Raw genomic sequence first — 12580 nt, 5'->3', positions numbered from 1 at the left:
GTCACGACGTTGAATTGTTCCATATACCATTTCAGTTAATAAACCAATATCTTTTCTGTCAATTGTATTTTTTTCGATCAGATTATTTAAAAGTAAGTTGCTATATGCACCACTTTTTTCTACTTGAATTAAGCCATCCAGAGCTAACTCACGAACATTTTGTCTCATGCATTTTCTCCTAACTTCGTACCAATTTCAGGTTTTGTTCCACGTAAAAATTGTGAACAACTCATACGCTTTTTACCAGACGGTTGCAATTCAGTGATTTTAACACCTGTCTCATTCCCTGTTGCAACAACAAATCCATCTTCTTCAAGAGCTACTATTGTACCTGGTTCAGCTTTCTCTGTAATAGAGATTTTCTCTCCCCACCATACTTTAATAACTTGTCCTGCCAAAGTCGTATAAGCAACTGGCCATGGATTCAATCCGCGAATGTGATTGTATACTTCTTCACCTGTTTTTGTCCAATCAATTATCTCTTGCTCACGTTTAATATTATATGCAAACGTCACTTCAGCTTCACTTTGTTTAATTGGTTCTAGTTTACCCTGAATTAGTAAAGGAACCGTTTTAGATAAAAGGTGTGCTCCTGCTTCGCTTAACTTATCAAATAATGAACCTGTTGTTTCACGCTCTTCAATTTCTACTTCTACTTGTGTTAATATATCGCCAGCATCTAATTTTTCTACCATATACATAATTGTAATACCTGTTTTCTCTTTACCTTCCATGATCGCATAATGAATTGGTGCACCACCGCGAAGTTCTGGAAGTAATGACGCGTGGACATTAATACATCTATACTTTGGCGCTTCTAAAATTTCATTCGGTACGATTTGTCCAAATGCCGCTGTTACAATTAAGTCTGGCTCTAGTGCTAATACTTTTTCATATTCGTCTTTTTCACGAATTTTTAACGGTTGTAATACTGGAATACCATGTTTCTCCGCTTCTACTTTAACAGGAGTAGGTGTTAAAACCTTTTTTCTACCAACTGGACGATCCGGTTGCGTTACAACACCCACTACGTCATATCCGTCCTCGATAAGACGACGAAGCACCGGCACAGAAAAGTCCGGTGTCCCCATAAATACTACTTTCATCATTCAAAAACCGCTCCTTTTAAACCTATTCTAATTCGCCTGCTTCATAATATCTTTTCACTTTAGATGTAAATAAAACACCGTGTAAATGATCGATTTCATGCTGAATTGCACGCGCTAAGAAGTCATCCGCTTCTAATAAAAATATTTTACCGCGACGATTTTGCGCACGTACTTTAATGTAATCTGCACGCTCCACTTCACCATAAAGTCCCGGAAAGCTTAAGCAGCCTTCGGGACCTACTTGTTCACCACGTTTTTCTAAAATAACAGGATTAATTAATTCAATTTTACCCGTATCATCACCTATATCAACAACAGCAACTTGTAAGCTTACACCTACTTGTGGCGCAGCTAGACCAACTCCGTCTGCAATTAACATTGTTTCATGCATATCTTTTAACAATTTCACTAACTTTTTATCAAAGTTAATTACTCTTTCGCATGGTGTTTCTAACACTTCATTTGGATGCTTTACAATTTCTAAAACTGCCATATTTCCCTCCGCTACATTAACATTGTTGGATTAAAATCAATTGAGATTTGTAGCTCTTTTTGCATTTCTGCTTGATAATGTTCATTTACCATTTTGAGCACGTTCTTTAAGTTTGGTTCCCGTTTGTATTTTATCATGCATTGGTAACGATATCTATCTTTTATCCTTGGAATTGCTGAAGCAACCGGCCCTAACACCATTGTTTGCCTTGAACAATGCGTTCGTAAATGACCGACAATTTTTTCCGTCACTTGGACTGCCTTTAATAATTCCGGATGAGATACAGTTACAAGTACAACGTAGTAATATGGCGGATATTGTCTCATTTGCCTCATTTGCATTTCGTGCTCATAAAATACATCATATTGTTGATTCTTTGCTAATTCTACACTGTAATGTTCCGGCGTATACGTTTGAATTACAACTTCCCCTGGCAATTCATGTCTTCCTGCACGTCCACTCACTTGTGTCAATAGCTGATACGTCTTTTCACTCGCCCGAAAATCAGGTAGATGAAGCATCGTATCCGCCGTTAAAACGCCAACAAGCGTCACCTTCGGAAAATCAAGCCCTTTTGCGATCATTTGTGTTCCAAGTAATATATCTGCTTTCTCTTCACCAAACGCCTTTAATAATTTTTCATGCATTCCTTTACGGCTTGTTGTATCCACATCCATTCGAATGACCCGCGCCTCAGGGAATAGTTTTGTGATTTCTTCTTCAACCTTTTGCGTCCCTGTACCAAAGAAACGAATATACGTACTATTACAAGCAGGACACTCCGTTGGCATATTTTCCTCATGACTACAATAATGACATTTTAAACGATGGTTCATTTTGTGATATGTCAACGAAATATCACAATGCGGACATTGTACGACATACCCACAATCACGGCACATCACAAACGTAGAATGACCCCTTCTATTTAAAAAGAGAACCATTTGTTCTTTCTTTTCTAATCGATCTGCTATTTTTTCATGCAGTGCCTTTGAAAACATTGAGCGATTTCCATCACGAAGCTCTTCACGCATATCAACAATTTCTACAGTCGRCAAAGCTTGTTTGTTCATACGTTTTTCCATTGTAAGCAACCCATAGACACCTTTTTTCGCTCTAGCAAACGATTCAAGTGTCGGCGTTGCACTTCCGAGAACGATTGGACACTTATGGTATTGTCCTCTCCACACTGCTACATCTCTCGCATGATACTTCGGGTTATCTTCTTGCTTATAACTCGATTCATGTTCCTCATCAATAATAATGATTCCTAAATTTTCAAAGGGAGCAAAAATAGCTGAACGCGCACCAACTACCACTTTCACTTCTTTTCTTAAAATTTTGCGCCATTCATCATATTTTTCTCCAACAGAAAGCGCACTGTGAAGAACTGCAACTTGCGAACCGAACCTACCTTTAAAGCGATCTACCATCTGGGGCGTTAGCGCAATTTCAGGAACAAGCACAATTGCTTCTTTTCCTTTCTCGAGCACCGCTGCTATAGATTGTAAATACACTTCAGTCTTACCACTTCCTGTAACACCATATAGTAAAAATGGATTGTAAGTTTCATTTGTAATTGATGACAAAATCGGTGTAATTACTTGTTTTTGTTCCTCAGTAAGCGGAAATGGTTTCGTTTGTTCAAAATCATCATCGTCATACGGATTCCGGTATACTTCTACATACTTTTCTGAGATTAGACCCTTTTTAACAAGTGATTTTATTGGAGCATCTGTTATTTGTAATTCTTCTGTTAAATTTTTCAACGGTACACTTCTGTAGTTTTCTACAAAATAATAGAGTACATCTTGTTGTTTTTTACTTTTCAGTTCAAATGCTGCTAATTCCAATTTATCTGCCGGCAACTCCGGTTGAACTACTCTTTGTTTCTTCTTCTGCACTTTATCCTTTACTTGATAAACCACTTCAGTCGTACCATTTTTAATTTCTTGTTGAATAGTGCGATATAGGTGCGGCTGCGCTTCGATAGCTTCCCAATCTATCGTTTCCTTCCCTTGAAATAAAGAAAGAATTTCTGGCGCTACTTCTTCTTGGTTACGAAGTTGCAGACGCTTTTTATATGTTGCTTTTATCGCCGTCGGAAGCATCACCTGAAAGGCTGATATCATATAACATAACGTTTCATTTGTAAGCCAATACCCAAGCTTTAATAATTCATCATTTAAAACCGGAGTGACATCTAATATTTCATACAACGCTTTTAACTTTTTACTTTCTAGATCAACCGAATCCTTTATGCCAATAATAAAACCTTGCAATTTCCTCGGACCGAATGGGACTACTACACGCATTCCTGTTTGCACGATATCTTCCCATTTTTCAGGGATAATATAATCAAACGGTCGATCTGTTTGACGTGCAGGTACATCAACAATTACACTTGCAAACTTCATACATGATCATCTTCTAACATCATTTCTATTTGCTTTAATATTTCATGAGCCACTTCTTTCTTCGTTAAAAGTGGCAGCTCAATAATTTCTCCATCTTTTCTATACATTGTCACAATATTTGTATCTGTACCAAACCCAGCTCCTTGCGCCTTCACGTCATTCGCAACAATCATATTTGCATTTTTCTCACGTAATTTTCTCGTTGCGTATTCCTCTATGTTTGTCGTTTCAGCTGCAAAACCGATAAGTAACTGTTGGTCCTTTTTCTCACCTAACGTTTTTAAAATATCCACTGTTCTTTCTAATTCAATTACAGCATCGCCATTTTTCTTTTTCATTTTATTATCATGCACATATTTTGGGCGGTAATCTGCAACTGCTGCTGTTTTGATGACAACATCCACATTCTGATAATGTTGAAGGACTGCCTCTAACATATCTTGTGCAGATTCTACTTGTATTCTTGTTACATGTAATGGTGACTCTAATGCTGTCGGTCCTGACACAAGTATGACATCAGCACCTAAGCCTGCTGCAACTTCTGCGATCGCATACCCCATCTTTCCAGAAGAAAAATTCGTCATAAAACGAACCGGATCAATCTTTTCACGTGTCGGTCCAGCTGTTATTAATATTCGCTTTCCTTGCAATGGTTTTTGTTCTGAGAAAGCCTCTTCTAGCCGTCCAATAATCGCTTCAGGTTCTTCCAGTCTTCCTTTTGCTACATAACCACATGCTAAAAAACCTTCCCCAGGCTCAATAAATGTATATCCTAATGTTTTTAACGTCATCATGTTTTTTTGAACAATTTTATTTTCATACATATGCACATTCATAGCCGGTGCAATCCACACTGGAGCTGTAGTAGCTAACAAAGTAGTTGTAATCATATCATCAGCAATACCGCCAGCTAACTTTCCAATGCAATTAGCTGTAGCCGGTGCAACAAGTACAACATCTGCCCAATCCGCTAAATCAATATGAGCGATAACAGCCGAGTCTCTCTCATCAAACGTATCCGTATATACATCATGGCGAGAAAGTGCTTGAAATGTAAGAGGCGTAACAAACTTCATTGCCGACTCACTCATCATTACTTTTACAAGAGCGCCAGCTTGTGTTAATTTACTTGTTAACGCAGCCGCTTTAAAAACTGCAATGCCTCCTGTTACACATAGAAGTATCTTTTTCCCTTTTAGCATATGACTCGTCCTCTTTCTTTTTCAAACTTATTCTACTGAAATAGAATTTTCAGCTCGTCAGTACCAGTATTTCGTTCCGTCTTTTTCGATTCCTTTTCATCCCTATCGTAAAAAAATAACAACCTACTTGTAAATAGGTTGTTACCGTTACATAGAAAATTATAAAGTCTATGTTTTAATTTGTCGAAAAGAATGTCTTAATCGATTATTTTGTCATCGCATGGTACATATTTTAATACTTCTGCATCGATTTCTTCTAATGATTTACCTACACATTTATGAGAAACAGGCTTTTCAATAACACAATTGTCAGCAATTTGCATTTCACGTGCACGCTTTGCAGCTACTGTTACAAGTGTATATTTAGAATCGATTTTTGTTAATAATGAGTCAATTGATGGATTTAACATAATTATAGACCCTCCGTCATTTCTTTATAGTATTTTGCCACTCTTTCGCGGCGGCAATGTTCACCAACCACAATTGCTTTAATTCGGTCGCAAGCTAATTCAACTTGATCGTTTTCTACAACATAGTCATAAGCGTCCATCATTTCGATTTCTTCTTTCGCTACAGTTAAACGATTTTCAATAACATCTTCAGTTTCTGTACCACGGCCGACAATTCGGTTCTTTAGTTCAGATAAACTTGGAGGTGCTAAGAAAATAAATACACCTTCAGGGAAGGCTTTCTTAACTTGAATTGCTCCTTGTACTTCAATTTCTAAGAACACATCTTTTCCTTCTTGTAACGTTTTTTCAACATAATCAATCGGTGTTCCGTAATAATTACCAACGAACTCAGYCCATTCAAGTAACTTTTCATTACGAATCATTTCTTCAAATTCTTCTCTCTCTTTAAAGAAATAATCCACACCATCTACTTCACCTTCACGCGGTTTACGTGTCGTTACTGAAATAGAGTACTGAAAACGTGTGTCTTCATGGCTAAACAGCTCTTTTCGAACCGTTCCTTTCCCGACACCAGAAGGTCCCGAAAGAACGATGAGCAATCCTCTTCTACTTCTCATAAATATGTAAAACCTACCCTTCCTCACTTAAATCTTCTTTATTATTCAAACGATGTGCAATCGTCTCTGGCTGAATTGGACTTAATACTACATGCCCATCATCCATAACAATAACCGCCCTTGTTTTTCTCCCATACGTAGCATCAAGCAAAGCATTATGTTCACGCGCTTCCTGTACTGTTCGTTTAATAGGAGCTGACTCCGGACTTACAATAGCAATAATTCGATGAGCAGATACAATATTTCCGTATCCAATATTTAAAAACCGCATAGCCATAGTTTGCGCCTCCTAGTAAGTCTATCCGATTTCTCCACCACGTATAACTTTATATATTTTTTGAAAGCTACTCAATATTTTGTACTTGTTCACGAATTTTTTCAAGGTTATTTTTCATTTCTACGACATATTTTGAAATTGTTAAGTCATTTGCCTTAGAACCTATCGTATTTACTTCCCTATGCATCTCTTGCACAATGAAGTCCATTTTCCTTCCAACAGGCTCTGTAATTTGCAGTGCTTCACGAAATTGATCTAAATGACTCTGTAATCGAACTAATTCTTCGTGAATATCTGAACGCTCTGCAAATATTGCTATTTCTGTCAACAATCGTTGTTCATCTAAATCTTGATTATGTAATTCTTTTAAGCGATTTTCTAATCGTTCACGATATTTTTGTGTGACAATTGGTGCATGTGGAATAATTGCATTTACACAATTATGAATCTCTTGCAAACGATATGCTATATCTTTATGTAATCGTTCTCCTTCGCCATCTCTCATCGTTTTCAACATATGAGCAGCTTGGCGAACAGCCTCATATAAACCGGTTTCAAATTGTTCATTTACATTTTCTATTTCTTCAACTGCCGTTACTTCTGGCATTCTCATTAGTTGCCCGAGTGTAATAGAATCTTGTAATTGAAATTTCCCTTTTATATTTTCCATAATGGATTGGTACTGTTCAAGAAGTTCCCAATTCACAGTTAATTTTCTTTCAACAAGCCCTTCACCTGTTATACTAATAGACACTTCAATACGTCCACGGCGAACTTGCTTTGCAATTATTTTACGAATCTTGTCTTCAAACACCATCATTTGCTTCGGAAGCCGAATACTCATTTCTAAAAAACGATGGTTCACCGACTTCATTTCTACTGTTATTTGAAAAGTATCGTTTTCTACCTTCGATCTTCCAAATCCTGTCATACTACAAATCATCTTTATCACATCCAAGCCATGAAATAACTCAATGAAAAAGGTAATAGAGATGCAACTCTACTACCTTCTGTAAATTATATCATATTTTCATATCATTGACTATTTCAAGTTTAATCCCTTCTTATATAACAGTGGCTTTTTCTTTTTTTCCTTTTTTCTTGTTAATAAGGATCCTACTAATAAGAAGGTAGGAATAGATGATAATCCCCCAATTAACAACCAATCTCGTGCTTGTATCGGCATTGTGCTAAAAATCGGCTGTAATGGTGGATAATATATAACTACAAGCATTAACAGTAAAGAAATAATAACCGCCCCTACTAAATATATATTTCCAAACGGGTTGCGGTGAAATATAGAATGTTCACTACGACAATCAAATACATGAATAAGCTGAGCCAGTACTAATGTTGCGAAGGCTACCGTTTGTGCATACTTCAATTCATTCGGATGCTGGTTAAATGCAATAATAAACGCTACTAATGTCACTGCTCCGATTAGAAAACCACGACTTATAATTTTCCACGCAAGCCCTCTAGCGAACACCCCTTCTTTCGGATGGCGTGGTGTTCTCTTCATCACATCTCCTTCAGCCTTATCCAAACCTAATGCCATCGCTGGTAAACCGTCAGTAACTAAGTTCACCCATAAAATTTGAATTGGAACCATCGGCAATGGCAGTGCCAGTAACATCGCAAATAACATAACTAAAATTTCACCAACGTTAGATGCTAACAAATACCGAATAAACTTCCGAATATTTTCATATATGTTTCTACCTTCTTTAATCGCCGATTTAATCGTAGCAAAGTTATCATCTAACAACACAAGTGAAGAAGCTTCTTTTGCAACATCTGTCCCTGTAATTCCCATCGCAATCCCTATATCAGCTGTTTTAATAGCTGGAGCATCGTTCACTCCATCACCTGTCATAGCTACTATATGCCCCTTATTTTGCAGCGCCTTAACGATTTTCAATTTATGCTCAGGAGACACACGAGCGAATACATACGTATCTTCTACAATATCTTCTAATGCCTCTACATCCATATTCGCAAGTTCTACACCTTCAACAACGCGTCCACCCGCTGGTAAAACCCCTAACTGTTCCGCAATTGCCATTGCTGTCACTTTATGATCTCCCGTAATCATTACCGTTCTAATACCAGCTTCCTTACACTCTTTCACCGCTTGCGCCACTTCTGGTCTTGGCGGATCTATCATTCCTTGTATTCCAACAAGCATAAAATCCTGTTCGACTTCTCTTTCGTGTTCAATTGAATCTGTAGCTTTTAACGGTTTAAATGCCACCGCAATCGTTCGTAAAGCCTGACTTCCTAAACTATGAATCGCTGCCTGCACTTCTTTTCGATACATTTCACTTAAAGGCTGCTGCTTATTTCCCCACAAAATTGTTTGACTCATTTGCAAAAGAACATCTGGCGCTCCTTTTGTAATAACAAATTTTTTACCTTCACGATCACGAACGATAACGCTCATCATTTTTCTAGTTGAATCAAAAGGAAATTCACGAATGACTTCAAACTTTCCTTTAAGAGCTTCACGTGATATTCCCGCCTTCATTGCAGCCGCAACGAGAGCTCCCTCTGTTGGATCTCCATCTAACACATACGTCTTTTTCTTTTGAATAACATTCGCATTATTACATAAACAGCCAAATGTAAGTAGTTGATACAATGATTTCGTCTTAGTAGGATCAATTACTTCTTCACCTTTCATAAACGAACCTGCCGGCTCATAGCCTTGACCTGTTACTTTCCACAATTCTCCGCCTGACCACATATGCGTTACCATCATTTTATTTTGTGTCATTGTTCCTGTTTTATCTGAGCAAATAACAGAAGCACAGCCTAACGTTTCTACAGCTGGTAACTTTCGCACAATTGCCCTCTTTTTAATCATACGCTGTACACCAAGTGATAGCGCAACCGTAACGATAGCTGGTAATCCTTCTGGAATAGCTGCAACAGCAAGCGAAACCCCAGCCAAAAACATGTGATACACTTCATTCCCTTGATATACACCAGCTAATACAACAAGAGCTGTCAAAATAAGAGCAACAATAATCAAAATTTTCCCAAGCTGTTCTAATCTTCTTTGTAATGGAGTTTCCATTTGTACAGCATTTTGCAACATATTTGCAATTTGCCCCATAGCTGTATTCATTCCAGTCGCTACGACTACTCCTGTTCCAGCACCTCTCGTTATCATCGTCCCCATAAATGCCATGTTTTTTTGATCACCAATTGAAACATCTTGGCCTTGTAACGCCTCTACCTTCTTTTGTACAGGCAATGACTCTCCTGTAAGAGCCGATTCTTCAATATATAAACTTGAAGATTCCACAAGGCGAACATCCGCGCCAATACGGTCACCACTAGAAAACTTAATAATATCACCTAGTACAAGTGCTTTTGACGGCGCTTTTATCCACTTCCCATTTCTTAGTACAGTAACTTGAGGAGCTGCCAATTCTTTTAAAGCTTCCAACGATTTTTCAGCTTTCCTCTCTTGAAAAAAACCGAGGACACCATTGATAATAACAATTGCAACAATTGCAATCGAATCAATATACTCTCCTAAAAAAGCTGAAATAATTGTAGCACCAAATAAAACAAGTACCATAAAATCTTTAAATTGCGCTAAAAACACCATAAGCGCAGAAGGCCGCTTTGCTTCTTGCAATTCATTTGTACCAAATTTCTTTAATCGGCCCTCTGCTTCTTGCTCTGTAAGACCTACCTCCACATTCGTATTCGTTCTTTCCTCGACTTCATGTGCTCGCATTTCATACCAATTCATCCTGCCATCGACCTCCTGATTCCAGACATACTCTAATGAAAGCTTATTCAGCCTCGTCCAAAAAAATGCTATAATTAACTTTTAGTTAGAAAGGAGTGTTCATTCATGGCATTCGATGGATTATTTACAAGAGCAATTACACATGAAATTGCAAATTCTCTTCAAACAGGAAGAATTTCAAAAATATATCAACCCTCAAAATATGAAGTTTTATTACATATTCGAGCAAACGGAAAAAATCAAAAGCTGATTCTTTCATCTCACCCTACATATGCGCGTATGCACTTAACAAATCAAAACTACGATTCACCAGCGCTACCGCCGATGTTTTGTATGCTTCTTCGCAAGCATTTAGAAGGTGGATTTATTGAAAAAATTGAACAAATTGACTTAGAACGTATTATTCAAATTACAGTCCGCAGTCGTAATGAAATCGGTGACGAATCAGTAAAAACATTAGTAATCGAAATAATGGGACGACACAGTAATATTATCTTAGTAGATACGAAAACAAATGTTATTTTAGATAGCTTAAAACACGTTTCTTTAGCGGTAAACCGACATCGTACTGTATATGCTGGAGCTGAATATGTTGCCCCACCAGCACAACATAAAGTTAATCCGCTTCTTATCGAAACAGAAGATGATTTCATTAAACCGCTCGACTTTTTATCTGGCAACATGGACAAACAACTTGTCGGAGCATTCATGGGAATTTCCCCATTATTTGCAAAAGAAGTTGTAAAAAAAGCAGGTATGGCAAATGAAAAAGCATTATCTGAAGCTTTCTTCAGCTTGCAAAAACCATTGCTAACACATCAGTACGTGCCAGCAATGATAACAGCAAATGGAAAAGAGTTCTTTTACCTATTCCCTCTTTCTCACTTACAAGGAAATGAAAAAACATTTTCATCTGTTAGTGTATTATTAGATCGTTTCTTCTTTGGTAAAGCTGAGCGCGATCGTGTAAAACAACAAGCTCACGATTTAGAACGATTTATGCAAAATGAGAAGTCAAAAAATGAAAAGAAACTAATTAAACTGGAAAAAACATTACAAGATGCCGGAAAAGCAGATAAATATCAACTATTTGGAGAGCTACTTACAGCCAATATGTACGCCTTGAAAAAAGGTGATAAAGAGATTGAAGTCGTTAACTATTACGACGAAAATGGTGGGACTGTAAAAATCACATTAAATCCTTTAAAAACACCATCTGAAAATGCACAACGCTATTTCCAAAAGTACCAAAAAGCGAAAAATTCAGTTGCTATTGTAGAAGAACAAATCGTAAAAACAAATGAAGAAATTCTTTATTTTGATAGCTTACTTCAACAAATGGAGGCTGCTTCTTCAAAAGATATTGAAGAGATTCGTGAAGAACTGGCCGAAGAAGGTTATGTGCGCAATCGTAAGAAGAAAAATGCAAAGAAAAAACCGACAAAACCAGTATTGGACAAATATTTAGCTAGTGATGGTACAGAAATTTTCGTCGGTAAAAACAATAAGCAAAATGATTATTTAACAACGAAATTCTCCCGTCGCGATGAAATTTGGTTACATACGAAAGACATACCTGGGTCCCACGTTGTCATTCGTTCTCTTGAACCTACGGAAGAGACTTTACATGAGGCCGCTAAAATCGCTGCTTATTACAGTAAAGCAAAAGATTCTAGCTCTGTTCCTGTAGATTTCACAAAGGTACGCCATGTCAAAAAACCGAGCGGTGCAAAACTTGGATTTGTTACATATGACAATCAACAAACATTATATGTAACACCAGATGCTGATACAGTAATGAAATTAAAAGCGTAAATACTTAAAAATGCGTTGCTAGCAAGCAACGCATTTTTCTATGTTTTCAGCTTAGTTCATATACCCATTCACTAATTCATAACATCTTTCTTTTGTCATCTTATATTTTTCATCTGCAGCTTTGATATATCTCATCGTTCCATTATTTTCATCTGTAGCAATTGCTTTAACTTTACTTTCCTAACTTCAATATTGTCAAAAAATTTGACAGTGCTATTTCATATTTGTATAAATTTTTTGACAGTGTGTAAAGAAAGTGAATCTTGAGTTGATGTTTTTTCATTCTCCCAACTGCTAATTGCAGTAATCTGTATTTCACGAGCAGCCCACCGCCCACAAATAATGGGCTAAATTTCTTATCTTCTCTAAAACATATGTAATTCCCACTATCTTTTCTCTAAAGATATTTTTTGGCACGCTATTTGCTTTATTCAATACTGTGAAAAGGGGGAATTAACATGACTTTAAGAA

The 12580-nt window shown here is 37.1% G+C and carries 11 protein-coding genes and 1 pseudogene; 1 reads left to right on the top strand and 11 read right to left on the bottom strand.

From position 1 onward, the window contains the following. The 10 genes from AC1DTM_RS11485 to AC1DTM_RS11440 form a co-directional block, all read right to left on the bottom strand. On the bottom strand, positions 1-168 hold a 168-nt coding region (locus AC1DTM_RS11485; RefSeq protein ID WP_477000242.1), incomplete at its 3' end, for a transcription antitermination factor NusB. Next, a complete protein-coding gene (gene fmt / locus AC1DTM_RS11480) occupies positions 165-1109 on the bottom strand; it encodes a methionyl-tRNA formyltransferase (protein WP_002160723.1) in 945 nt (314 codons plus the stop codon). The genes AC1DTM_RS11485 and fmt, both read right to left, overlap by 4 nt. Before the next feature lie 22 nt (positions 1110-1131). Then, on the bottom strand, positions 1132-1602 hold the full coding sequence (def, locus tag AC1DTM_RS11475; RefSeq protein ID WP_002014496.1) for a peptide deformylase: 471 nt from the start codon (positions 1600-1602) through the stop codon (positions 1132-1134). Positions 1603-1613: 11 nt separating this feature from the next. After that, a complete protein-coding gene (priA, locus tag AC1DTM_RS11470; RefSeq protein WP_477000241.1) occupies positions 1614-4019 on the bottom strand; it encodes a primosomal protein N' in 2406 nt (801 codons plus the stop codon). Next, the gene (gene coaBC, locus AC1DTM_RS11465; protein WP_016106012.1) at positions 4016-5221 is read right to left on the bottom strand and encodes a bifunctional phosphopantothenoylcysteine decarboxylase/phosphopantothenate--cysteine ligase CoaBC; all 1206 of its coding nucleotides are present in this window, start codon (positions 5219-5221) and stop codon (positions 4016-4018) included. The genes priA and coaBC overlap by 4 nt, the downstream gene beginning before the upstream one ends. Before the next feature lie 197 nt (positions 5222-5418). Continuing rightward, on the bottom strand, positions 5419-5631 hold the full coding sequence (rpoZ, locus tag AC1DTM_RS11460) for a DNA-directed RNA polymerase subunit omega (protein WP_002111403.1): 213 nt from the start codon (positions 5629-5631) through the stop codon (positions 5419-5421). Between the two features lie 2 nt (positions 5632-5633). Continuing rightward, positions 5634-6251 (bottom strand): guanylate kinase, encoded by a 618-nt coding sequence (gene gmk, locus AC1DTM_RS11455; RefSeq protein WP_477000240.1) that lies wholly within the window; start codon positions 6249-6251, stop codon positions 5634-5636. Between the two features lie 13 nt (positions 6252-6264). Next, positions 6265-6528, bottom strand: a complete 264-nt coding sequence (gene remA, locus AC1DTM_RS11450; RefSeq protein WP_001251456.1) for an extracellular matrix/biofilm regulator RemA — start codon at positions 6526-6528, stop codon at positions 6265-6267. Between the two features lie 67 nt (positions 6529-6595). Then, positions 6596-7471: a YicC/YloC family endoribonuclease gene (locus AC1DTM_RS11445; RefSeq protein WP_002160720.1), complete on the bottom strand. Its 876-nt coding sequence runs from the start codon at positions 7469-7471 to the stop codon at positions 6596-6598. Positions 7472-7570: 99 nt separating this feature from the next. Then, positions 7571-10294, bottom strand: coding sequence for a calcium-translocating P-type ATPase, SERCA-type (locus AC1DTM_RS11440; RefSeq protein ID WP_016106013.1), 2724 nt, complete (start codon positions 10292-10294; stop codon positions 7571-7573). A 105-nt stretch (positions 10295-10399) separates the two neighbouring features. Here AC1DTM_RS11440 and AC1DTM_RS11435 point away from each other — a divergent pair, with 105 nt between their 5' ends. Beyond that, positions 10400-12109, top strand: a complete 1710-nt coding sequence (locus AC1DTM_RS11435; protein WP_002160718.1) for an Rqc2 family fibronectin-binding protein — start codon at positions 10400-10402, stop codon at positions 12107-12109. A 51-nt stretch (positions 12110-12160) separates the two neighbouring features. Here the strand turns inward: AC1DTM_RS11435 and AC1DTM_RS11430 are convergent. After that, a pseudogene (locus AC1DTM_RS11430) lies at positions 12161-12289 on the bottom strand (lysozyme inhibitor LprI family protein); the annotation flags it as partial. Positions 12290-12580: the final 291 nt, after the last annotated feature.

It is taken from the genome of Bacillus sp. P4_D3, assembly GCF_056401855.1.
This window is presented reverse-complemented; position numbering and strand designations above follow the sequence as displayed.

What these genes read in the sequence shown, in the direction of transcription:
- fmt (WP_002160723.1), bottom strand. Translation starts at nt 1,109, where the DNA reads ATGATGAAAGTAGTATTTATGGGGACACCGGACTTTTCTGTGCCGGTG.
- def (WP_002014496.1), bottom strand. Translation starts at nt 1,602, where the DNA reads ATGGCAGTTTTAGAAATTGTAAAGCATCCAAATGAAGTGTTAGAAACA.
- coaBC (WP_016106012.1), bottom strand. Translation starts at nt 5,221, where the DNA reads ATGCTAAAAGGGAAAAAGATACTTCTATGTGTAACAGGAGGCATTGCA.
- rpoZ (WP_002111403.1), bottom strand. Translation starts at nt 5,631, where the DNA reads ATGTTAAATCCATCAATTGACTCATTATTAACAAAAATCGATTCTAAA.
- remA (WP_001251456.1), bottom strand. Translation starts at nt 6,528, where the DNA reads ATGGCTATGCGGTTTTTAAATATTGGATACGGAAATATTGTATCTGCT.
- AC1DTM_RS11445 (WP_002160720.1), bottom strand. Translation starts at nt 7,471, where the DNA reads ATGATTTGTAGTATGACAGGATTTGGAAGATCGAAGGTAGAAAACGAT.
- AC1DTM_RS11440 (WP_016106013.1), bottom strand. Translation starts at nt 10,294, where the DNA reads ATGAATTGGTATGAAATGCGAGCACATGAAGTCGAGGAAAGAACGAAT.
- AC1DTM_RS11435 (WP_002160718.1), top strand. Translation starts at nt 10,400, where the DNA reads ATGGCATTCGATGGATTATTTACAAGAGCAATTACACATGAAATTGCA.